Annotated in this window: 23 protein-coding genes and 1 tRNA gene; 20 read left to right on the top strand and 4 right to left on the bottom strand. The window is 40.1% G+C overall.

What is annotated here, in order from left to right; all coding sequences use genetic code 11:
* Nucleotides 1-75: 75 nt before the first annotated feature.
* From purR to pflA, 3 genes are all read left to right on the top strand, one after another.
* Entirely contained in the window at nt 76-903 is an 828-nt protein-coding gene (gene purR / locus CYK18_RS08435) for a pur operon repressor (RefSeq protein WP_023943469.1), read from the top strand.
* A 66-nt stretch (nt 904-969) separates the two neighbouring features.
* The gene (locus tag CYK18_RS08430; RefSeq protein ID WP_101786110.1) at nt 970-2,220 is read left to right on the top strand and encodes a diaminopimelate decarboxylase; all 1,251 of its coding nucleotides are present in this window, start codon (nt 970-972) and stop codon (nt 2,218-2,220) included.
* Nucleotides 2,221-2,345: 125 nt separating this feature from the next.
* Nucleotides 2,346-3,140 (top strand): pyruvate formate-lyase-activating protein, encoded by a 795-nt coding sequence (gene pflA, locus CYK18_RS08425; protein WP_101786108.1) that lies wholly within the window; start codon nt 2,346-2,348, stop codon nt 3,138-3,140.
* A 100-nt stretch (nt 3,141-3,240) separates the two neighbouring features.
* Here pflA and CYK18_RS08420 read toward each other — a convergent pair whose 3' ends face one another.
* From CYK18_RS08420 to CYK18_RS08410, 3 genes are all read right to left on the bottom strand, one after another.
* Nucleotides 3,241-4,698: an IS1182 family transposase gene (locus tag CYK18_RS08420; RefSeq protein ID WP_101786106.1), complete on the bottom strand. Its 1,458-nt coding sequence runs from the start codon at nt 4,696-4,698 to the stop codon at nt 3,241-3,243.
* Nucleotides 4,699-4,975: 277 nt separating this feature from the next.
* Nucleotides 4,976-5,902: a membrane protein insertase YidC gene (gene yidC / locus CYK18_RS08415; RefSeq protein WP_101786104.1), complete on the bottom strand. Its 927-nt coding sequence runs from the start codon at nt 5,900-5,902 to the stop codon at nt 4,976-4,978.
* Between the two features lie 77 nt (nt 5,903-5,979).
* Entirely contained in the window at nt 5,980-6,258 is a 279-nt protein-coding gene (locus tag CYK18_RS08410) for an acylphosphatase (RefSeq protein ID WP_101786102.1), read from the bottom strand.
* Nucleotides 6,259-6,291: 33 nt separating this feature from the next.
* On the opposite strand from CYK18_RS08410, the gene CYK18_RS08405 reads away from it, so the two are divergent.
* From CYK18_RS08405 to CYK18_RS08345, 12 genes are all read left to right on the top strand, one after another.
* Nucleotides 6,292-7,032, top strand: a complete 741-nt coding sequence (locus CYK18_RS08405) for a TrmH family RNA methyltransferase (RefSeq protein ID WP_101786100.1) — start codon at nt 6,292-6,294, stop codon at nt 7,030-7,032.
* A gap of 54 nt (nt 7,033-7,086) precedes the next feature.
* The gene (locus CYK18_RS08400; RefSeq protein WP_101786098.1) at nt 7,087-7,770 is read left to right on the top strand and encodes a Bax inhibitor-1/YccA family protein; all 684 of its coding nucleotides are present in this window, start codon (nt 7,087-7,089) and stop codon (nt 7,768-7,770) included.
* A 112-nt stretch (nt 7,771-7,882) separates the two neighbouring features.
* Entirely contained in the window at nt 7,883-8,875 is a 993-nt protein-coding gene (gene asnA, locus CYK18_RS08390) for an aspartate--ammonia ligase (RefSeq protein WP_000748005.1), read from the top strand.
* 64 nt (nt 8,876-8,939) lie between these two features.
* Nucleotides 8,940-9,479 carry a 16S rRNA (guanine(966)-N(2))-methyltransferase RsmD gene (gene rsmD, locus CYK18_RS08385; protein WP_101782484.1) on the top strand — a complete coding sequence of 180 codons (540 nt, stop codon included), beginning with the start codon at nt 8,940-8,942 and terminating at the stop codon, nt 9,477-9,479.
* Nucleotides 9,469-9,957, top strand: a complete 489-nt coding sequence (gene coaD / locus CYK18_RS08380; RefSeq protein WP_101782485.1) for a pantetheine-phosphate adenylyltransferase — start codon at nt 9,469-9,471, stop codon at nt 9,955-9,957. The genes rsmD and coaD overlap by 11 nt, the downstream gene beginning before the upstream one ends.
* Nucleotides 9,941-10,978: a SepM family pheromone-processing serine protease gene (locus tag CYK18_RS08375; protein WP_000727281.1), complete on the top strand. Its 1,038-nt coding sequence runs from the start codon at nt 9,941-9,943 to the stop codon at nt 10,976-10,978. The genes coaD and CYK18_RS08375 overlap by 17 nt, the downstream gene beginning before the upstream one ends.
* 57 nt (nt 10,979-11,035) lie before the next feature.
* Complete coding sequence (locus CYK18_RS08370; protein ID WP_101782486.1) at nt 11,036-11,266, top strand: DUF1146 family protein; 231 nt, start codon at nt 11,036-11,038, stop codon at nt 11,264-11,266.
* 61 nt (nt 11,267-11,327) lie between these two features.
* Nucleotides 11,328-12,371, top strand: a complete 1,044-nt coding sequence (locus tag CYK18_RS08365; protein WP_101782487.1) for an acyltransferase family protein — start codon at nt 11,328-11,330, stop codon at nt 12,369-12,371.
* 11 nt (nt 12,372-12,382) lie between these two features.
* Complete coding sequence (murA, locus tag CYK18_RS08360) at nt 12,383-13,666, top strand: UDP-N-acetylglucosamine 1-carboxyvinyltransferase (RefSeq protein WP_101786096.1); 1,284 nt, start codon at nt 12,383-12,385, stop codon at nt 13,664-13,666.
* Nucleotides 13,659-13,847 carry a DNA-directed RNA polymerase subunit beta gene (locus CYK18_RS08355; protein WP_050234055.1) on the top strand — a complete coding sequence of 63 codons (189 nt, stop codon included), beginning with the start codon at nt 13,659-13,661 and terminating at the stop codon, nt 13,845-13,847. The genes murA and CYK18_RS08355 overlap by 8 nt, the downstream gene beginning before the upstream one ends.
* Before the next feature lie 38 nt (nt 13,848-13,885).
* Nucleotides 13,886-14,710: a DNA-entry nuclease EndA gene (gene endA / locus CYK18_RS08350; RefSeq protein ID WP_101786094.1), complete on the top strand. Its 825-nt coding sequence runs from the start codon at nt 13,886-13,888 to the stop codon at nt 14,708-14,710.
* A 155-nt stretch (nt 14,711-14,865) separates the two neighbouring features.
* On the top strand, nt 14,866-16,197 hold the full coding sequence (locus CYK18_RS08345; protein ID WP_101786092.1) for a hemolysin family protein: 1,332 nt from the start codon (nt 14,866-14,868) through the stop codon (nt 16,195-16,197).
* Between the two features lie 196 nt (nt 16,198-16,393).
* On the opposite strand, the gene CYK18_RS08335 is transcribed toward CYK18_RS08345, so the two are convergent.
* Nucleotides 16,394-16,464 (bottom strand) — tRNA-Cys (locus CYK18_RS08335).
* 161 nt (nt 16,465-16,625) lie between these two features.
* Between CYK18_RS08335 and CYK18_RS08330 the strand changes: the two genes are divergently transcribed.
* The 5 genes from CYK18_RS08330 to CYK18_RS08310 all read left to right on the top strand — a co-directional run bounded on the left by CYK18_RS08330 (nt 16,626) and on the right by CYK18_RS08310 (nt 23,116).
* A complete protein-coding gene (locus CYK18_RS08330) occupies nt 16,626-18,614 on the top strand; it encodes a peptide ABC transporter substrate-binding protein (protein WP_101786088.1) in 1,989 nt (662 codons plus the stop codon).
* Nucleotides 18,615-18,680: 66 nt separating this feature from the next.
* Complete coding sequence (locus CYK18_RS08325; protein WP_000759915.1) at nt 18,681-20,177, top strand: ABC transporter permease; 1,497 nt, start codon at nt 18,681-18,683, stop codon at nt 20,175-20,177.
* Nucleotides 20,177-21,103, top strand: coding sequence for an oligopeptide ABC transporter permease OppC (gene oppC, locus CYK18_RS08320; protein WP_000103691.1), 927 nt, complete (start codon nt 20,177-20,179; stop codon nt 21,101-21,103). Before CYK18_RS08325 ends, oppC begins: the two co-directional genes overlap by 1 nt.
* A gap of 8 nt (nt 21,104-21,111) precedes the next feature.
* Nucleotides 21,112-22,179 (top strand): ABC transporter ATP-binding protein, encoded by a 1,068-nt coding sequence (locus tag CYK18_RS08315; protein ID WP_000159550.1) that lies wholly within the window; start codon nt 21,112-21,114, stop codon nt 22,177-22,179.
* 10 nt (nt 22,180-22,189) lie between these two features.
* Nucleotides 22,190-23,116, top strand: coding sequence for an ATP-binding cassette domain-containing protein (locus CYK18_RS08310; protein ID WP_001291284.1), 927 nt, complete (start codon nt 22,190-22,192; stop codon nt 23,114-23,116).
* Nucleotides 23,117-23,377: the final 261 nt, after the last annotated feature.

Below are 23,377 nucleotides of genomic sequence, written 5' to 3'. Positions count from 1 at the left end.
TGTTTTGAACCACCAGCGACCAGCTTTCTAGTTTACTTTTTGATTTTTTGAATAAAAATGGAATAGGAAAAAGAAATGAAATTAAGAAGAAGTGATCGGATGGTTGTCATTTCCAACTATTTGATTAATAATCCTTATAAACTAACTAGTCTCAATACTTTTGCTGAAAAGTATGAATCTGCTAAATCATCTATCTCAGAAGATATCGTGATTATCAAACGCGCCTTTGAGGAAATCGAAATCGGTCACATTCAGACTGTAACTGGGGCTGGCGGAGGTGTTATCTTTACACCGTCTATTTCGAGTCAGGATGCTAAGGAAATGGTTGAAGACTTGCGTGCCAAGTTGTCAGAAAGTGACCGTATCTTGCCAGGTGGTTACATCTATCTGTCTGATTTGCTCAGCACACCAGCTATCTTGAAAAATATTGGTCGCATTATTGCCAAGAGCTTTATGGACCAAAAAATTGATGCGGTTATGACAGTAGCGACTAAGGGTGTTCCACTTGCAAATGCAGTTGCCAATGTCCTCAATGTTCCTTTTGTTATTGTGCGCCGTGACCTGAAAATTACCGAAGGTTCAACGGTTAGCGTCAACTATGTATCCGGTTCAAGTGGTGACCGCATTGAGAAAATGTTCCTTTCAAAACGTAGTCTCAAGGCAGGAAGCCGTGTCTTGATTGTGGATGACTTCTTGAAAGGCGGCGGAACGGTCAACGGGATGATTAGTCTCTTGCGTGAGTTTGATTCGGAATTGGCAGGTGTAGCAGTCTTTGCGGACAATGCCCAAGAAGAACGTGAAAAGCAGTTTGATTACAAGTCACTCTTGAAGGTAACCAATATTGATGTCAAGAACCAAGCCATCGATGTTGAGGTTGGCAATATCTTTGACGAAGATAAATAAGAGATAGAACTAAAGGTTGGAACGATTGTCCCAGCCTTTCTTTGCAAATAGAATAGAAGGAAACTTATGAAAACACCATTTATCAATAAAGAAGACTTAGAAGCGATTGTTGCCGAGTTCCCGACTCCCTTTCACTTGTATGATGAGAAGGGAATTCGTGAGAAGGCAAGGGCCGTCAACCAAGCCTTTTCGTGGAACAAGGGCTTTAAGGAATATTTTGCAGTTAAGGCTACTCCAACTCCAGCTATTTTGAAAATTCTCCAAGAGGAAGGTTGTGGTGTGGACTGCTCTAGTTATGTGGAACTTTTGATGAGCCATAAACTGAATTTCCCTGGTTCTGAGATTATGTTCTCTTCAAACAACACGCCAGATAAGGAATATGCCTATGCACGTGAATTAGGTGCGACCATTAACTTGGATGCTTTTGAAGATATTGAACATCTGGAGCGTGCAGCAGGCATTCCAGAAATTATTTCTTGTCGTTACAATCCTGGAGGCGTTTTTGAACTGGGGACAGACATTATGGACAATCCTGGAGAAGCCAAGTTTGGTATGACCAAGGACCAGCTCTTTGAAGCTTTTGCCATCTTGAAGGAAAAAGGAGCCAAGACTTTTGGGATTCACTCCTTCCTAGCATCCAATACCGTGACCCATCTCTATTATCCAGAGTTGGCTCGTCAGCTTTTTGAATTGGCTGTTGAAATCAAGGAAAAGTTGGGCATTTCGCTAGACTTTATCAATCTTTCTGGCGGTATTGGTGTCAACTATCGTCCAGACCAGGAGCCAAATGATATTGCCTTGATTGGTGAGGGAGTTCGTAAGGTGTATGAAGAGGTCCTTACGCCAGCAGGTCTTGGGCAGGTTAAGATTTTCACCGAATTGGGTCGTTTTATGTTGGCACCTCACGGTGCTTTGGTTACAAGAGTGACTCATAAGAAGGAAACCTACCGTACCTATCTAGGTGTGGATGCATCAGCAGTCAACCTCATGCGTCCAGCTATGTACGGAGCATACCATCATATTACTAACGTGACCCATCCAGATGGACCAGCTGAAGTTGTAGATGTGGTTGGTTCACTCTGTGAAAACAATGATAAATTTGCAGTAAATCGTGAACTACCTCATACAGAAATCGGTGATTTGCTGGTAATTCATGATACAGGTGCTCACGGTTTTTCCATGGGCTACCAGTACAACGCCAAACTTCGTTCTGCGGAAATCCTTTATACCGAAGAAGGTAAAGCCCGTCAAATCCGCCGTGCAGAGCGCCCTGAGGACTACTTTGCAACCTTGTATGGCTTTGATTTTGAAGAATAAAATGATAAGTAATTGAAAATGAAATTGAAAAACAGATTGCTTTCTAAAAAATAGGCAAAAATCTTGTTTTTCCTTCAAGTCATGATATAATAAAACTATAAAACGTTTTCAAGGAAGGTAACGATATGTCTGAAGAAACAATTGATTATGGACAAGTGACAGGAATGGTGCATTCGACAGAAAGTTTTGGGGCGGTAGATGGCCCTGGTATTCGCTTTATTGTCTTTTTGCAGGGCTGTCACATGCGTTGCCAGTATTGCCATAACCCGGACACTTGGGCTATGGAGTCCAATAAATCACGTGAACGGACGGTAGATGATGTCTTGACAGAAGCCTTGCGTTACCGCGGTTTCTGGGGAGACAAGGGAGGAATCACTGTCAGTGGAGGAGAAGCCCTCTTGCAGATTGATTTCCTGATTGCCCTCTTCACTAAGGCTAAGGAACAAGGAATCCACTGTACCTTGGACACCTGTGCCCTTCCTTTCCGTAATAAACCACGTTACCTTGAGAAGTTTGACAAACTCATGGCTGTCACTGACTTGGTTCTCTTGGATATCAAGGAAATCAATGAAGCACAGCATAAGATTGTCACTAGCCAAACCAATAAAAATATCTTGGCTTGTGCCCAGTATCTATCAGATATTGGAAAACCTGTCTGGATTCGCCACGTACTAGTTCCAGGATTGACAGACAGAGACGACGACTTGATTGAACTTGGTAAGTTCGTCAAGACCCTCAAAAATGTTGATAAGTTTGAAATTCTACCTTATCACACCATGGGAGAATTCAAGTGGCGTGAACTGGGAATTCCATATTCCCTCGAAGGGGTTAAACCACCAACAGCAGACCGAGTCAAGAACGCTAAAAAACTCATGGATACCGAAAGTTACCAAGACTATATGAAACGTGTACATGGATAAAAAGAAGCCTGATGGAAACGAGTCCACTGAAAAATAGGTCTCTTACTTTTAATGAAATGAAAACCGAGGAATCTCTCGTTAATTTGAGCGAGTTCCTCGGTTATTTTGTATTTATTAAGGTCATAATTCGTTTCATATTGACCACGAAGATGGTTGTGGCTGCCTGTAACTCCATGCTGAAAAGACCCGATGCTCTCGCGACATCAAAGCCATGTCTCTGTTTTAGTTCGGCATTCTTTGCTTCGATTTTATAGCGATGTCTGGCCATTTCTTTAAAATAAGGTGTTTCCTGAAATTTCTTCTGGAAAAGATGGTCGTCACTCTTAATGGCTATTGAATAAGTTTTAGACTTTGCCCCCTCCTTATAACATCCTTCCTTGGAAAGGCAACTCTTGCACTTCTCAATGTCAAAGTAATGAGTGACAACTTGATTCTTATTTTGATATTTTTTCCCTGTCCTTGCTTTGCGAACAGCCATGTGTCCTTCTGGACAGACAAATAGCCCTGCATCTTTATTAAATTCAAACGCATCCTCTTCTTTACGGTAACCTTTTGAAACTGAAGGGTTCAGTTTTGACACCAAATGAATCTTTTCTTTGCGAGCTAGTTGAATATTGTCCTTTCCTGAATAAGCCGCATCACCAATAATAGTCTCGATGTCCAGACTATTTTCCTTTGTTTTGGCATATAACTCAGGTAAATATTTCCCATCGCTTTGTTCACCAGAAGTGACCACACAAGCAGTAATAATCCGTTCATCCGTCATAGCGATATGACTTTTATATCCATAGAAAGAGCTGTCGGCTGTCTTATGTCCAAGCCTAGCCTCCTCCTTAACAGAAGCTTCCAAGTGTTCTAAGTCGTCCTCGACAGCCTCTTTTAGGTAATTGAACTTTTGAGACACAGCCGGTAGGGCTAAGAGTTCCTCGTGTTTTTCAACCACAGCCATTAATTCCTCTGTATAGGTCAACTCTGCTTCGAGGTTATCTTCCTGAGGTTTCTTTGGAAATTCTATTTTGATATCTTCTGAATGTTGATAAATTGTTTTACGTAAAGCTTTTGAACGCTCTCTAAGGATTTCTTGGGGTTTCTTATGATTATAATGAGATTTGGTGTGAGTGGCATCCACAATGAGGATTTTACTCTTAATCAAGTTATGTTCGAGTGCAATTTGAACAGACTTCTGAATCAATACATCAAGCAGTTTATCATCTTTAATTCTTAGCTTTCTAAATTTTGTCAAAGAGGATGGCTCGATAACAGAATCCTCAGGAGCTAGACCAAGAAAAAATTTAAAGGCCATATCTGACAAGGAACGTCCTACCACATCTACATCTGATAACTTATAAATATCTTTTAACAAGAGATATTTGAACATCATAATCGGTGAATAAGCTTTACGCCCAAAATCGGGACGATAATTCTTTTCTAGTTCATCATAAATAAAGCTAAAATCACAGAGTTCAGTTAGCTGACGTAAAAAGTGGGTTTTAGGAACCACGATATCATACAAACTAGAATAAGGACTGACATCCATAGTTAACTGATTATCAAGCATTATTTCACCTCATCTCTAGTATAACAAAAAAGCCATCAATTTAATGACTTTTTCAGTAGGCTCGATGGAAACATCGGGCTTTTGATACTCAATGAAAATCAAAGAGCAAACTAGGAAGCTAGCCGCAGGCTGCTCAAAACATGGTTTTGAGGTTGTGGATAGAACTGACGAAGTCAGTAACATATATACGGCAAGGCGAAGCTGACGTGGTTTGAAGAGATTTTCGAAGAGTATGACTTGCAAAAAGACTTAGCAAACTAGCTAAGCCTTTTTCTTCTTATCTCGAACGTTGTTTTCCAGCGTTGCGATTTTTGTGTTTTTTCTTGCTTGTGATAGCAGTTGGTTGTTCAGGGGTAACGTCTTTTCGTCCACTTGGTTTAGAGAAAGCACTTGCTTTTGGTGGATTCTTCGCCAGTTCTTCACGGACTTTTTTGCGAAGTTTTGGACGAACGATATAGTTGACGATAAACTGTTGGAGAATCATCATGAAACCACCGACAACCCAATAAAGAGTGACACTAGCTGGTGAGATGAGGGAGAAGCCGGCAATCATGACTGGGCTCACGTAAGCCATTTTCTTGATTTGATCTCTTTGCGTTTCATCTTCTACTCCGTGAAGTGAAAGGAGTGATTGAAGATAGTAAAGGACACCAGCGCAGGCAGCTAAAATCATACTTGGAGAGCCTAGAGGAATTCCTAGGTAACTTGCTTGAGCAACACCTTCAGTATGTTGGGCAGCAAAGTAAATTGCAGAGAAGAAAGGCATTTGAAGGAGGATAGGGAAACATCCTACACCACCAAACATGCTGATGCCGTGTTCTTTTTGAGCGGCAAAGAGAGCTTGTTGGGCTTCGAGTTTTTCTTCTTGAGTAGTTGCTTCTTTGAGACGTGTTTGGTGTGGCTCAAGGACGTGCTTGAGGGCGTTCATCTTTTCAGAGTGAAGCGTTGCCTTCCATGATTGGTAGATACCAAGTGGCAAGATAATCAAGCGCACGATAATGGTTACGATGATGATAGCGACACCGAAGCCTAGACCTTTATCAGTAGCGAAGTACTTGATAGCTTCAGCCATAGGCGCTCCGATAGTATTCCAAATAAATCCTATTGGCTTTCCTGTGGCTTTATCGACGCTAACACAGCCAGTCAAGACAAGCAACATAGACACTCCCATAGCCGAGAGTGCAAAACGTTTAATAGATTTCACTGTTTTTATTCCTTCTTTAAAAATTATACCTTTCTATTCTACTGTTTTTTTACAAAATATACAATAGTTCTAGAGACCTAATTTGCGATTTTAAAGTCAGGGTAGGGAGGAAAGTTGCTCAGTTTGACATCTAAGTAGCTGACTTTTGAAAAAGGTGTGGGTCCTTTGCGGATTTCTTGGATAAATTTTGCCATGGTAGCAGATGAGTCTGCTTGAGCTAAGATTTCGACTGTGCCATCGTCGTTATTCCATACTCGACCTGTGATGCCACCAATTTCAAGTGCCAAGCTGTAAACACCCCAACGAAAGCCGACTCCCTGCACCCTACCTTGGGCAATCATTCTAACCTTTTTCATACCAAACCCCTTTGATTGTGTTATAATATTTCTATGACTATTATAACCTCAAAAGCCAATTCTGTGGTAAAAAATGCCAAGAAATTACACCAAAAAAAATACCGCAAGTCTGCTTATTTGATTGAAGGCTGGCACTTGTTTGAAGAAGCTGTTCAAGCTGGAGTGACGATTGAGAAAATCTTTGCCCTAGAAAGTTATCGAGAACAGTTAGCCTCGTTTCCGCAAACTGTCTGGGTGTCAGAGGATATTTTGCTAGATTTGGCGGATTCTCAGACTCCACAGGGCATTGTTGCCGTGGTTCAAAAAGAAGAAGTTGGACAAGCTGACTTTAGTCAGGGCAAGTTCCTGTTTTTGGAAGATGTGCAAGATCCTGGTAATGTGGGAACAATCATTCGGACTGCGGATGCAGCAGGCTTTACAGGAGTGATTGTTTCAGATAAGTCGGCAGACATCTATAGTCTCAAGACCCTACGTTCCATGCAAGGAAGTCATTTCCATCTACCAATTTATCGGATGTCGAGTCAAGCGCTTCTCGAGGAAGCTAAAAAAGCGGGTATTTCAGTCCTAGCGACCACTCTTTCCAAGGATTCTAAAGACTATCGTGACTTGCCTCATTTAGATCAGTTTGTCTTGGTTATGGGAAATGAGGGTCAAGGAATTAGTCCCCTCATGGCTGAAAGTGCAGATCAATTGGTCCATATTAGCATGAAGGGGCAGGCGGAGAGTTTGAATGTTGCCGTTGCAGCCGGTATTTTAATTTTCCATTTAAGCTAATTTTAACTTTTTTTGTTATAATCAAGAAAAGACATTCATAGAAAAGGAGAAAAGATGAATCATACTATTATTCACGATCGCGCAGGTCTCAATCAATTTTACGCTAAGGTTTATGCCTTTGTTGGTCTGGGAATCGGATTATCCGCTTTGGTATCAGGTCTTATGTTGACGGTCTTTCAGTCTCAGATGGTTTACTTTTTGATGCAGGGGCGTCTCTGGTTGACCATCGCAACCTTTGCAGAGCTAGCACTAGTCTTCGTTGCTAGTAACATGGCCTTAAAGAATAGTCCAGCGGCTCTTCCAGTATTTTTACTTTATTCAGTATTAAACGGATTTACCCTCAGTTTTGTGGTGGCCTTCTATACTCCAGGTACAGTTTTATCTGCCTTTGTGTCGAGCGCCCTTCTCTTCTTTGTCATGGCGGCAGTCGGTATGTTCACTAAAAAAGATTTGAGTGGGATTGGTCGAGCGATGATGGCAGCTCTAATCGGTTTGTTGATTGCCATGGTAGTTAATATTTTCTTAGCTAGTGGCTTCTTTGATTATATGATTAGCGTAGCCATGGTTTTGGTCTTCTCAGGGTTGATTGCTTGGGACAACCAAAGAATTCGCCTTGCCTATGAACAATCACAAGGTCGTGTAGCGACAGGTTGGGTTGTGTCAATGGCTCTCAGTATCTATCTTGATTTTATCAATCTCTTCCTAAGTATTCTACGTATCTTCGGTCGTAATGACTAAAGGTCTATGAAATCAGTGTTTTGAATGACACTGATTTTTTTTTAAAATTTCTCTTTTCTTTTCTTGGAAATAGGTGTATAATGCTTTTAATTAATTTTTTGAGGAGTAGTTTATGAAGAAAAGTTTTATCCACCAACAAGAAGAAATTTCCTTTGTCAAAAACACTTTTACTCAGTATTTGAAAGACAAGCTAGAAGTTGTCGAAGTTCAAGGTCCTATCTTGAGTAGGGTCGGTGACGGGATGCAGGACAACTTATCAGGTGTTGAGAATGCCGTATCGGTCAAGGTTCTCCAAATCCCTGATGCTACTTATGAAGTGGTGCATTCACTTGCTAAATGGAAACGCCATACTCTAGCTCGCTTTGGTTTCGGTGAGGGTGAAGGTCTTTTCGTCCACATGAAAGCCCTTCGTCCAGACGAAGACTCGCTGGATGCAACCCACTCTGTTTATGTTGACCAGTGGGACTGGGAGAAGGTTATCCCAAATGGTAAGCGTAACATCGCTTATCTAAAAGAAACAGTTGAGAAGATTTATAAGGCCATTCGTTTGACAGAACTAGCTGTTGAAGCTCGCTATGACATCGAGTCTATCTTGCCAAAACAAATCACTTTTATCCACACAGAAGAGTTGGTAGAACGCTACCCAGACTTGACACCGAAAGAACGTGAAAATGCTATCTGTAAAGAATTTGGAGCAGTCTTCTTGATTGGTATCGGTGGTGAATTACCAGACGGTAAACCGCACGATGGACGTGCCCCTGACTATGATGACTGGACAAGTGAGTCTGAAAATGGCTACAAGGGTCTGAATGGCGATATTCTTGTTTGGAATGAATCTCTAGGCGGAGCCTTTGAGTTGTCTTCTATGGGGATTCGTGTAGATGAAGAAACCCTTCGCCGTCAGGTAGAAATCACCGGTGATGAAGACCGCTTAGAATTGGAATGGCACAAGGCTTTGTTAAATGGCTTATTCCCATTGACAATTGGTGGAGGAATTGGACAATCTCGGATGGCCATGTTCCTACTTCGCAAGAAACACATCGGAGAAGTGCAAACAAGTGTTTGGCCTCAAGAAGTCCGCGATACTTACGAAAATATTTTGTAGAGAATCGAACCGCAAGGTTCGGTTTTCTTTCTCTTTTCGCCCATAATTTGGTATAATAAACGGTATGAAAATCGTATCAGGAATCTATGGGGGACGTCCCCTCAAGACACTAGAAGGCAAGACGACAAGACCTACTTCGGATAAGGTTAGGGGAGCCATTTTTAACATGATTGGTCCCTACTTTGAAGGGGGATGCGTCTTGGACCTTTATGCAGGTAGTGGTGGTTTATCTATCGAGGCAGTATCGCGTGGTATGTCCAGTGCTGTTTTGGTGGAGCGAGACCGTAAGGCTCAGGCTATCGTGGCTGAAAATATTCAGATGACCAAGGAAGTTGGGAAATTTCAACTTCTCAAAATGGATGCAGAAAGGGCACTGGAACAGGTATCTGGGGAATTCGACCTCATTTTCTTAGACCCTCCTTATGCCAAGGAACAAATCGTAGCAGATATTGAAAAAATGGCTGAGAGAGAGCTTTTTTCTGAAGATGTCATGGTCGTGTGTGAGACGGATAAGGCCGTTGAACTTCCAGAAGAAATTGCCTGCCTGGGTATCTGGAAGGAAAAAATTTATGGAATTAGTAAGGTGACAGTCTATGTCAGATAAGATTGGCTTATTCACAGGCTCATTTGATCCGATGACAAATGGGCATCTGGATATCATTGAACGGGCTAGCAAACTCTTTGATAAGCTCTATGTCGGTATTTTTTTTAATCCCCACAAACAAGGATTTCTTCCTATCGAAAATCGTAAACGGGGGTTAGAAAAGGCTTTGAAACATTTGGGAAATGTTAAAGTCGTGTCTTCTCATGATGAATTGGTGGTCGATGTCGCGAAAAGACTGGGGGCTACTTGTCTAGTGCGTGGTTTGAGGAATGCGTCTGATTTGCAATATGAAGCCAGTTTTGATTACTACAATCATCAGCTGTCTCCTAATATAGAGACCATTTATTTACATAGTCGACCTGAACATCTCTATCTCAGTTCATCCGGTGTTAGAGAGCTTTTGAAGTTTGGTCAGGATATTGCCGGCTATGTTCCTGATAGTATTTTGGAGGAAATAAGAAATGAAAAAAAAGATTAGATGGCCCTTATATGTCATTGCGGCCTTGATTGTGACTTTCTTGGCATTTGTAGTGCCCTTGCCCTACTATATAGAAGTTCCAGGTGGTTCGGAAGATATTCGCCAAGTCCTTAAAGTAAATGACACAGAAGATAAGGAGGCTGGTGCCTATCAATTCGTTACGGTTGGTGTCCAACATGCCACTTTAGCCCATATGATTTATGCGTGGTTGACGCCTTTTACAGATATTCGTAGTGCTCAGGAGACTACAGGTGGATCTTCCGATGTTGAATTTATGCGGATCAATCAATTCTACATGCAAACATCGCAAAATATGGCCAAGTATCAAGGGCTAAAAACAGCTGGTAAGGATATTGAACTTAAGTACCTTGGGGTTTATGTCTTGACTGTGACGGATAATTCGACCTTTAAAGGGATTCTCAACATCTCTGATACGGTCACAGCAGTCAATGATCAAACCTTTGACAGTTCCAAAGACTTGATTGATTACGTTAATTCTCAAAAACTAGGGGACTCCGTCAAGGTAACTTATGAAGAGGATGGGCAAACCAAGTCTGCAGAAGGAAAGATTATCACCTTGGAAAATGGCAAAAATGGGATTGGAATCGGCTTGATTGACCGTACGGAAGTGACCAGTGATGTCCCAATTCGCTTTTCAACAGCTGGTATCGGCGGTCCAAGTGCAGGTCTCATGTTTAGTCTGGCCATCTATACCCAAATAGCTGACCCAGGCCTTCGTAATGGTCGTATTGTTGCCGGTACAGGAACCATTGACCGCGATGGGAATGTGGGGGACATTGGAGGTATTGATAAGAAAGTTGTTGCTTCGGCTAGAGAAGGTGCTGCTATTTTCTTTGCCCCGGATAACCCTGTTAGCGAAGAAGAACAAAAAGCACATCCTGATGCTAAAAACAACTACCAAACAGCCCTAGAAGCTGCTAAAACAATCAAGACAGATATGAAAATCGTGCCAGTTAAAACCCTACAAGATGCAATTGATTACTTGAAAAACAATCCCTAGTTTTTGAGTGAAGTTTCCAAACTAGCGCACAAACAGAGAAGATGGTATAATAGTCAAATGGTTCAATTATTATTCACTCTAAGCAGTCACATGCTCTTTATTTATGTGAGTTTTTACCTTTTAAAGGATCTTGTTAGATGGGAAAAGGTTTTAAAAGTGACAGCTGAGAATACAGGAAAAGTTCGTTTATTAGTAGCCTTTTTCAGCATTGTAATGGGCTACATCATGAGTTCTTTCTTTATCAGCCTTTATCAGTTGTGGCAGGAAGCGCTTAGAGGATTATTATAATTTGCGTGTTTAAGAAATTACTTTCAAGATATTATTAAACTTATAGGGAGAAATAGAATTCATGGATATTATAATCTTATTATTGATCACGCTATTAATTTATTTGTTACCTCAAAATAAGGAATATCTAAATGTTAAATCTACATCAGGGCTTAGAGGATTTCTAGCTATAGGAATAATATTTCATCATTTGTCACAATGGGTTACATCTGGTGATGAATTTTCTAATTTTTCCTATATGGGAACTTATATCGTTTCTATTTTCTTCTTTTTATCAGCCTATGGATTGTATTTTCAGAACGAAAATAAGAAAAACTATCTAGATAATTTTTTAGTTAAGAGACTTTCTAAAATTCTAGTTCCATTTTTTTCTATATCTTTGATTTATATGTTTTACAGATTTTTAAGCGGTCAATTAATGGATTTAGATTTTTTTGCTAACTTATTTAAAAAAGGAAGTACAATTATTTATAATGGATGGTTTGTCAATATTATAATTCTAATGTATATATTTTTTTATATATCATTTAAGTTTTTCAAAAATAAGTTTATTTCTATTGTTATCAACACAGTATTCATAATTGGTTATATTTGTTTAGCTATAAAATTAGGTTACGGTTTTTGGTGGTATAATAGTGTTTTTCCCTTCATAATTGGCTTAATATGGGCTAAAAATAAAGAGAAAATTGATGGAGTTTTAGATAGACATTATTTTATCATACTTGTTTTAGTAACTGTGTTACTCTTTATTTCACATCAATACGATATTTTGTTGAGGTATGTGCATTTAGAAGATAGTTATAGTTATGCGTTAGCTGCTAATTTAGATAATATTATTTTTACAATCTACTTTATTATTGTTTTTTTGAAAAAAATAAATTTTTCAAATATATATTTGATTTTAATAGGTAGTATATCGTTTGAATTATATATGATACATGGATTAGTTATTTCTATGCTAGGAAAAACACTTGTGTCATCCAGAATAAATGATGTGATATTTACATTTTTTGTGCTGGTCCTTAGTCTAATTTTAGCTTGGATTATTAATAAATTAGTTAATAGAATTACAAAGAAAGTAAGTCTATTACAAAATCAAATGTAAAGGAAATAAGTATGGAAAAAATTGTGGTTCAAGGTGGCGATAATCGTCTGGTAGGAAGTGTTACTATTGAAGGAGCAAAGAATGCAGTCTTGCCCTTGTTAGCAGCGACTATTCTAGCAAGTGAGGGAAAGACCGTCTTGCAGAATGTTCCTATCTTGTCAGATGTTTTCACTATGAATCAGGTGGTTCGTGGTTTGAATGCCAAGGTAGATTTTGATGAGGAGGCTCATCTTGTCGAGGTGGATGCGACTGGCGATATCACTGAAGAAGCCCCTTACAAGTATGTCAGCAAGATGCGTGCATCTATTGTTGTCTTGGGGCCAATTCTTGCCCGTGTAGGTCATGCTAAGGTATCCATGCCAGGTGGTTGTACGATTGGTAGCCGTCCTATTGACCTTCATTTGAAAGGTCTGGAAGCTATGGGGGCTAAGATTAGTCAGACAGCTGGTTACATCGAAGCCAAGGCTGATCGCTTACATGGCGCTCATATCTATATGGACTTCCCAAGTGTTGGTGCTACGCAGAACTTGATGATGGCAGCGACCCTAGCTGATGGGGTGACAGTGATTGAAAATGCTGCGCGTGAGCCTGAGATTGTGGACCTAGCCATTCTCCTGAATGAAATGGGAGCCAAGGTTAAAGGTGCTGGTACAGAGACCATTACCATTACCGGTGTTGAGAAACTTCATGGTACGACTCACAATGTAGTCCAAGACCGTATCGAAGCCGGAACCTTTATGGTGGCTGCTACCATGACTGGTGGTGATGTCTTGATTAAAGACGCTGTTTGGGAGCACAATCGTCCCTTGATTGCCAAATTGCTTGAAATGGGAGTGGAAGTGACAGAGGAGACTGAAGGAATTCGAGTTCGCTCTCAACTAGAAAATTTAAAAGCTGTTCATGTGAAAACCTTGCCCCACCCAGGTTTTCCAACAGATATGCAGGCTCAATTTACAGCCTTGATGACCGTCGCAAAAGGGGAATCAACTATGATAGAGACAGTTTTCGAAAATCGTTTCCAACATCTAGAAGAAATGCGCCGCATGGGCTTGCATTCTGAGATTATCCGTGATACAGCTCGTATTGTTGGTGGACAAGCTTTGCAGGGAGCAGAAGTTCTTTCAACTGACCTTCGTGCCAGTGCAGCCTTGATTTTGACAGGTTTGGTAGCTCAAGGAGAAACCGTTGTTGGTAAATTGGTTCACTTGGATAGAGGTTATTACCGTTTCCATGAGAAGTTGGCGCAGCTAGGTGCTAAGATTCAGCGGATTGAGGCAAGTGATGAAGATGAATAAGAAATCAAGCTACGTAATCAAGCGTTTACTTTTAGTCATCATAGTACTGATTTTAGGCGTTCTAGCCCTAGGAATCGGTTTAATGGTCGGTTATGGAATCTTGGGAAAGGGTCAAGATCCATGGGCCATCCTGTCTCCAGCAAAATGGCAGGAATTGATTCATAAATTTACAGGAAATTAGGCTGGGAGACCAGCCTTTTTCTAAAGATAAGGAGAAATATGAACAAAAAAACAAGACAGACACTAATCGGACTGCTAGTGTTATTGCTTTTATCTGCAGGGAGTTATTATATCAAGCAGCTGCAGTCGACAGCTAATAGTCCTAAAACCAAGCTTAGTCAAAAAAAACAAGCGTCTGAAGCTCCTAGTCAAGAATTGGCAGAAAGTGTCTTAACAGATGCAGTCAAGAGTCAAATAAAAGGGAGTCTGGAGTGGAATGGCTCAGGTGCTTTTATCGTCAATGGCAATAAAACAAATCTAGATGCCAAGGTTTCAAGTAAGCCCTATGCTGATAATAAAACAAAGACAGTGGGCAAGGAAACGGTACCAACCGTAGCTAATGCCCTCTTGTCTAAGGCTACTCGCCAGTACAAGAATCGTGAAGAAACTGGGAATGGTTCGACTTCATGGACTCCTCCAGGCTGGCATCAGGTTAAGAATCTAAAGGGTACTTATACCCATGCGGTCGATAGAGGTCACTTGTTAGGCTATGCCTTAATCGGTGGCTTGGATGGTTTTGATGCCTCGACAAGCAATCCTAAAAACATTGCTGTTCAAACAGCCTGGGCAAATCAGGCGCAAGCCGAGGATTCGACTGGTCAAAACTACTATGAAAGTATGGTACGTAAGGCCTTGGATAAAAACAAGCGTGTCCGTTACCGTGTAACCCTTTACTATGCTTCGAATGAGGATTTGGTTCCTTCAGCTTCACAGATTGAAGCCAAGTCTTCAGACGGAGAATTGGAATTCAATGTTCTAGTTCCCAATGTTCAAAAAGGGCTTCAATTGGATTACCGAACTGGAGAAGTAACGGTTACTCAGTAAAATACAAAATAAACTCCTATGTCACTTGAAGATGTAGGAGTTCTTTTTTTGGACAATTTAAGTAGAACTAGAATAGACACTGAGAAAAAATAATATGTACTGAGCTAATTTTTGTGATATAATAGAGGGTAAGATACTATTTTAGGAGAAGAACTATGGAAGACCCAAGTAGTCAGAATTTGTTGCTACAATTTGTTTTATTGTTTATCTTGACGGTGTTAAATGCCTTTTTCTCAGCCACAGAAATGGCCATGGTGTCACTTAACCGTGCGCGGGTTGAACAAAAGGCAGAAGAAGGAGATAGACGCTATATTCGTCTGCTGAAGGTATTAGAAAATCCTAACCACTTTTTATCAACCATTCAAGTAGGGATTACCCTAATTACGATCTTATCAGGGGCGAGTTTGGCAGACACTCTGGGACGAGAAATTGCATCTTGGCTTGGAAATGGTGAAACAGCTTATGCCGTTGCAAGTTTTCTGTCTTTAGCATTTTTGACTTATATTTCCATCGTTTTTGGGGAATTGTATCCTAAGAGAATCGCTCTTAATCTAAAGGATGCCTTGGCGATTCGTACAGCGCCAGTTATCATTGGGCTTGGGAAACTAGTTAGTCCCTTTGTTTGGCTCTTGTCTGCATCTACCAATCTCTTGAGTCGCTTGACTCCTATGACCTTTGACGATGCTGATGAAAAAATGACCCGTGATGAAATTGAGTACATGCTGACAAATAGTGAAGAAACACTAGATGCTGACGAAATTGAAATGTTACAAGGGATTTTTTCACTGGATGAATTAATGGCCAGAGAAGTCATGGTTCCTCGGACGGATGCCTTTATGGTGGATATTCAGGATGAGAGTCAAGCCATTATTCAAAGTATTTTAAAACAAAATTATTCTCGTATCCCTGTCTATGATGGGGATAAGGATAACGTGATTGGGATCATTCACACCAAGAGTCTCCTTAGGGCGGGCTTTGTGGACGGTTTTGACAATATTGTTTGGAAGAAAATCTTACAAGATCCACTTTTTGTTCCTGAAACTATTTTTGTGGATGACTTGTTAAAAGAATTGCGCAATACCCAAAGACAAATGGCAATCTTGCTGGATGAATACGGTGGGATGGCTGGTTTGGTGACACTTGAAGACCTCTTAGAGGAAATCGTTGGGGAAATCGATGACGAAACAGATAAGGCTGAAATCGAAGTTCATCAAATCGGAGAAGATACTTATATCGTTCAAGGTACCATGAATCTCAATGCTTTTAATGACTACTTTGATGTTGAACTGGAAAGTGATGACGTTGATACCATCGCTGGTTACTATTTGACAGGAGTTGGAACCATTCCAACGACTGAGAAACTCAGCTATGAATTAGTTAGCCAAAACAAACAGCTTATCTTAACCAATGATAAAGTGAAAAATGGACGTGTTACCAAGGTAAAAGTCCAAATCACAGAAGTCGAAATAGAAGAAGAAACAGAGTAAACTAGAGGCTTTTGTCACCAGGCGTGACAAAGCTTTTTTCAGTTGATTTCAAAAGGGAATTGTGTCCTCGAAAAACTCAGCCCCAACCTAGTTCCAAAAGTTTTTTAAAGTTATACGTATTTATTCGATGAAAAATAAAAAAGCCCTATTTTACGGGCTTTTTGTCTTGATAAATTCCGATAAATTCGGTACTGAAAGGCGGTAGACGGATTTGAACCGACGATCAAGCTTTTGCAGAGCCGTGCCTTACCACTTGGCTATACCGCCTTAACGTTTATTATTATACCTTGAAAATGATTTTCAGTCAATAGCTTTTTCAGATTTTTTGTATCAATAAGCCTAAATATTCTGAAAATTCGTTTACTTTTCTTGAAATCTATGATATAATTGATGATAACCTATACTTTATTTATAAGAGGAGTAAATAAATGAAAAAAAGTCAAGTGCTTGCTGTAGCGGGGGCTACCTTATTAGCGTCAGGAGTTCTAGCTGCGTGTTCAAACACTAGTTCAAATAATGCTAAACTAGCAAAAGATTACCAATATGTTTATCAAACAGATCCAGAAACCTTGGATTATATCGTCAGCAATATCGATTCAACATCTTTCGTCACAACAAATGCTGTAGATGGTTTGTTGGCTAATGATAAATATGGTAACCTGGTTCCTTCTATTGCTGAATCATGGACAGTTTCAAAAGATGGTTTGACTTATACCTATAAAATCCGTAAGGATGCTAAATGGGTGACAGCAGAGGGAGAAGAATACGCTCCTGTAACTGCTAAAGACTTCGTTACTGGTTTGAAACACGCCGTAGATGGAAAATCAAAAGGACTTTCAATCGTTAGCTCTTCTATTAAGGGATTAGAAGCCTATATCAAGGGTGAAACAAGCGACTTTTCAACTGTTGGAGTAAAAGCACTTGATGATCAAACACTAGAATATACCTTGAACCAGCCAGAAACTTTCTGGAATGACAAGACAACTAGTGGTGTTTTGATGCCGGTTAATGAAGAATTCTTAACTTCAAAAGGGGAAGGTTTTGGTGCCCCAACCGATGCTAACTCTATTCTTTATAACGGTCCATTTATCTTGAAGGCTGTAACTCCTAAATCATCTATCGAGATGGCTAAAAATGACGCTTACTGGGACAAAGAAAATGTAAAAATTGAGAACGTTAAGTTCACTTTCTGGGATGGTAAGGATCAAGATGTAATTGCCAAAGGTTTTTCTGATGGTCAATATAGCAAGGCTCGTATCTTCCCTACAAGTTCTACATATGAAAAATATGCGGCTGATTTCAAAGATAACATTTACTTTAATGAACCAGGAGCTGGTGTTGCAACTGTCAGCTTGAACTATGGCCGTACAACCTATAACCACACTGCCAAAACAAGTGATGCCCAAAAGACATCTACTCAGAAAGCATTGCTAAACAAGGAATTCCGTCAAGCCTTGAACTTTGCTGTCGATCGCAATTCTTACTCAGCTCAAACAAATGGTACTGATGGAGCTGCAGTAGCCATCCGTAATACGTTTGCACCTTATAATCTTCAAGTTGGTAAGAAAACATTTGGTGAATTGGTACAAGATAGCTTGGCTAAAACAAATTCTTCTACTTGGTCAAACGTGTCTCTAGCAGATTCTCAAAATGGCCTTTACAATGAAGAAAAGGCTAAAGAAGTCTTTGCTAAAGCAAAATCAAGCCTACAAGCTGAAGGTGTTGAATTCCCAATCCACTTGGATGCCTTGGTTATCCAAGAATCAACAGCGGTTGTAAACCGTGTTCAATCATTGAAACAATCAATTGAAAAAGTATTGGGTTCAGATAATGTTGTTGTAGACTTACAACAAATGACTCAAGCAGAAGCTTTACCAATTTCATTTAGCGCTCCAACAGCTAAAGAGCAAGACTGGGATATCCATACCTTGCTAGGATGGAACCCTGACTATCAAGATCCTTCTACTTTCTTGGATCAATTCGTCCTTAAGGGAGGAAGTACTCGCCTTTACCTTGGTATTGACCAAAACACAGATGCATCAGTAGTAAGCAAACTTGGTTTAGCTGACTATGGAAAATTACTTGATGACGCAAACAGCGAAAACCAAGATGTTCAAAAACGTTATGAAAAATACGCAGTAGCACAAGCTTGGTTGACTGATAATGCTTTGACAATTCCAGTAATGGCTTCTCCTAAAGAAACAGCCGTTTCATATGTTTCAAAAGTTCTACCATTTAGCTCTTCATATTCAGTAGCCGGCCTTAAAGGTGAAAATTCAGGATACTTGAAGTACACTGAAGTTGGTGAAAAAGCAATCACCAAAGAAGAGTATGAAAAAGCTCGTGAAAAATGGTTGAAAGAAAAGACTGAGTCAAACGAGAAAGCTCAAAAAGAATTGGCAAGTCATGTGAAGTAAATAATTTTCAATAGAACTTTCTCTCCATGAGGAGAAGGTTCTTTTGGGATTTTTAAAGGAAATGATATGAAAAAATATATTTTTATGCGTGTTTTGCGGTCATTGGTTTCTATCTTCTTAGTAACAACTTTGACTTACACGATTATCTATACAATGGTTCCTCGAAAATTGATTTTCAAACAGGATACCAACTATAACAAGATTGCGACAACGGCTGATAAACGTGATAACTATGAGAATACTGTTTATGAGCGTATGGGCTATATCGAGTACTACGATACCAAAGAGTTGCAAGAAAAAGCTAGCCAGATGGATGCTTCTGTAACCGTTGAAGCTAATGACACCAACAAGGCTATCTATGAAAAATACATCAAACAAATCGGTCATGGTTGGACCTTGGGAGAATTTACTGAAAGTGGCCAATTCTACGCTACTCGTGAAATCCCAATTTTTGAACGTGTTTTTCACTTCTATGCTAACTTGATTGACATTGACCATACTAATAAAATCCAAGACCCTGAAAATCCAGACTTGAAACGTTACCTTCGTTTTGAAAATGATCCAGCTATCGGATGGTCCTTGGTTGGTTCAGGTACTAAACACAAATATCTCTTGTACTTTAACAGTCAGTTCCCATTTGTGCATCAAAACTTTGTGAACATTAATTTAGGTGACTCTTATCCAACCTATGCTAATAGCCCTGTTTTACAGGTTATTACTCAAGGACAAGGGCAAACAAAAACATCTCAAGTTCAGTTCCCAACAGGTAAGAAAACTTCTTCTGTAAATATTTACTCAAGAACCTACAAATCACCTAGTCAGGCTGATTCTCGTGAAGTAGCCAACTACGGAAAAGATGATCCTTATACAGCTACTGAAAGTAACTACCAATATCCTTCTATGATTGCCAGCTCTGCTGTCGTTGGATTGATTGGTTTGGTGATTTCTTATGCGATTGCCGTGCCGCTTGGTTCAGCTATGGCTCGCTTCAAGAACACTTGGATTGATAGCTTCTCAACAGGTTTTTTGACCTTCTTGATGGCCCTTCCAACCATTGCCTTGGTTTACATTGTTCGTTTGATTGGATCATCAATTGGTCTTCCAGATTCATTCCCTATTTTGGGAGCTGGAGATTGGCGTTCTTACGTTTTACCAGCAGTGATCCTTGGTTTGTTGGGGGCTCCTGGTACAGCTATTTGGATTCGTCGTTACATGATTGACTTGCAATCACAGGACTTTGTTCGTTTTGCTCGTGCAAAAGGTTTGTCTGAAAAAGAAATTTCAAACAAACACATCTTTAAAAATGCCATGGTTCCGCTGGTTTCAGGAATTCCTGGTGCTGTTATCGGGGTTATCGGTGGTGCAACCCTTACTGAAACAGTCTTCGCCTTCCCAGGTATGGGTAAAATGTTGATTGACTCTGTAAAAGCATCTAATAACTCTATGGTCGTAGGTCTTGTCTTCATCTTTACATGTATTTCTATCTTCTCACTTCTTTTGGGAGATATTTGGATGACGATTATTGACCCACGTATTAAATTGACTGAGAAAGGAGGCAAATAATGTCTACAATCGATAAAGAAAAATTTCAGTTTGTAAAACGTGACGATTTTGCCTCTGAAGCCATTGATGCGCCAGCTTATTCATACTGGGGTTCAGTGTTTAGACAATTTATGAAGAAGAAATCAACTGTAGTCATGTTGGGAATCTTGGTAGCTATCATTTTAATGAGTTTCATCTACCCAATGTTTTCTAAGTTTGATTTCAATGATGTCAGCAAGGTAAACGACTTTAGTGCTCGTTATATCAAGCCAAATGCTGAGCATTGGTTCGGAACAGACAGTAACGGTAAATCCCTCTTTGACGGTGTCTGGTTCGGAGCTCGTAACTCTATCCTCATTTCTGTGATTGCGACAGTAATTAACTTGGTTATCGGTGTTTTTGTCGGTGGTATTTGGGGAATTTCAAAATCAGTTGACCGCGTGATGATGGAAGTTTATAACGTCATCTCAAACATTCCATCTCTTTTGATTGTCATTGTCTTGACTTACTCAATCGGAGCTGGATTCTGGAATCTGATTTTTGCCATGAGTGTGACGACATGGATTGGGATTGCCTTCATGATCCGTGTGCAAATCTTGCGTTACCGTGATTTGGAATACAACTTGGCATCACGCACTTTGGGAACACCAACCTTGAAGATTGTTGCCAAAAATATTATGCCACAATTGGTATCTGTTATTGTGACAACCATGACTCAAATGCTTCCAAGCTTTATCTCATACGAAGCCTTCTTGTCATTCTTCGGTCTTGGACTACCGATTACCGTGCCAAGTTTGGGTCGTTTGATTTCAGATTATTCACAAAACGTAACAACTAATGCTTACTTGTTCTGGATTCCATTGACAACTCTTGTCTTGGTATCCTTGTCCCTTTTCGTAGTTGGTCAAAACTTAGCGGATGCTAGTGATCCACGTACACATAGATAGGAGTAGAAATGACAAAAGAAAAAAATGTAATTTTGACTGCTCGCGATATTGTCGTGGAATTTGACGTTCGTGACAAAGTATTGACAGCTATTCGCGGCGTTTCCCTTGAACTAGTTGAAGGAGAAGTATTAGCCTTGGTAGGTGAGTCAGGATCAGGAAAATCTGTTTTGACAAAGACTTTCACAGGTATGCTTGAAGAAAATGGTCGCATTGCCCAAGGAAGTATTGACTACCGTGGTCAGGATTTGACAGCCTTGTCTTCTCACAAGGATTGGGAACAAATTCGTGGGGCTAAGATTGCGACGATCTTCCAAGATCCAATGACTAGTTTGGACCCAATTAAAACAATTGGTAGTCAGATTACAGAAGTTATTGTAAAACACCAAGGAAAAACAGCTAAAGAAGCGAAAGAATTGGCCATTGACTACATGAATAAGGTTGGAATTCCAGATGCAGATAGACGTTTTGATGAATACCCATTCCAATATTCTGGAGGAATGCGTCAACGTATCGTTATTGCGATTGCCCTTGCCTGTCGACCTGATGTCTTGATCTGTGATGAGCCAACGACTGCCTTGGATGTAACCATCCAAGCACAGATTATTGATTTGCTAAAATCTTTACAAAATGAGTACCATTTCACAACAATCTTTATCACTCACGACCTTGGTGTGGTGGCAAGTATTGCAGATAAGGTAGCGGTTATGTATGCAGGAGAAATCGTTGAGTATGGAACTGTTGAGGAAGTCTTCTATGACCCTCGCCATCCATATACATGGAGTCTCTTGTCTAGCTTGCCTCAGCTTGCTGATGATAAAGGGGATCTTTACTCAATCCCAGGAACACCTCCGTCACTTTATACTGACCTGAAAGGGGATGCCTTTGCCTTGCGTTCTGACTATGCAATGCAGATTGACTTCGAACAAAAAGCTCCTCAATTCTCAGTATCAGAGACACATTGGGCTAAAACTTGGCTACTTCATGAGGATGCTCCAAAAGTAGAAAAACCAGCTGTGATTGCAAATCTCCATGATAAGATTCGTGAAAAAATGGGATTTGCCCATCTGGCTGACTAGGAGGAAGGAAATGTCTGAAAAATTAGTAGAAATCAAAGATTTAGAAATTTCCTTCGGTGAAGGAAGTAAGAAGTTTGTTGCGGTTAAAAATGCTAACTTCTTTATCAACAAGGGAGAAACTTTCTCGCTTGTAGGTGAGTCAGGTAGTGGGAAAACAACTATTGGTCGTGCGATCATTGGTCTAAATGACACAAGTAATGGTGATATCATTTTTGATGGTCAAAAGATTAATGGTAAGAAATCTCGTGAACAAGCTGCGGAATTGATTCGTCGTATCCAGATGATTTTCCAAGACCCTGCAGCAAGTTTGAATGAACGTGCGACTGTTGATTATATTATTTCTGAAGGTCTTTATAATCATCATCTGTTCAAAGATGAAGAAGAACGTAAAGAGAAAGTTAAAAATATTATCCGTGAAGTGGGGCTTCTTGCTGAGCACTTGACTCGTTACCCTCATGAGTTTTCAGGTGGTCAACGTCAACGTATCGGTATTGCCCGTGCTTTGGTCATGCAACCAGACTTTGTTATTGCGGATGAGCCAATTTCAGCCTTGGACGTTTCTGTGCGTGCCCAAGTCTTGAACTTGCTCAAAAAATTCCAAAAAGAGCTCGGCTTGACCTATCTCTTCATCGCCCATGACTTGTCGGTTGTTCGCTTTATTTCAGATCGTATCGCGGTTATTTACAAGGGTGTTATTGTAGAGGTTGCAGAAACAGAAGAATTGTTTAACAATCCAATTCACCCATATACTCAGGCCTTGCTTTCAGCGGTTCCAATTCCAGATCCAATCTTGGAACGTAAGAAGGTCTTGAAGGTTTACGACCCAAGTCAACACGACTATGAGACTGATAAACCATCCATGGTTGAAATCCGTCCAGGTCACTATGTTTGGGCCAACCAAGCCGAATTGGCGCGTTACCAACAAGGACTAAACTAATAATGGTTTTATAATTTCCATGTCAACTTTTATGGAAATTATAAACCTTTTTTTGTTGGACTGATTTGAAAATCATTGAATTATAGTGAGATGAAATAAAATCTGAACAACTTTATTAGGAAAGTCAAATTAATTTCTAGAAAAGGTTTAGAAGTCGCGGCGTATTACTCTAGCTTCAATCTACTATAGTCTAATACTCTTCGAAAATTAAATTCAAACCACGTCAGCTCTATCTACAACCTCAAAACACTGTTTTGAGCA

The sequence above is a fragment of the Streptococcus mitis genome (genome assembly GCF_002860865.1).
Lineage (GTDB): Bacteria > Bacillota > Bacilli > Lactobacillales > Streptococcaceae > Streptococcus > Streptococcus mitis_AT.
Note: the sequence above shows the minus strand (reverse complement) of the source record. Positions and strands in the feature narration are given on the sequence as shown.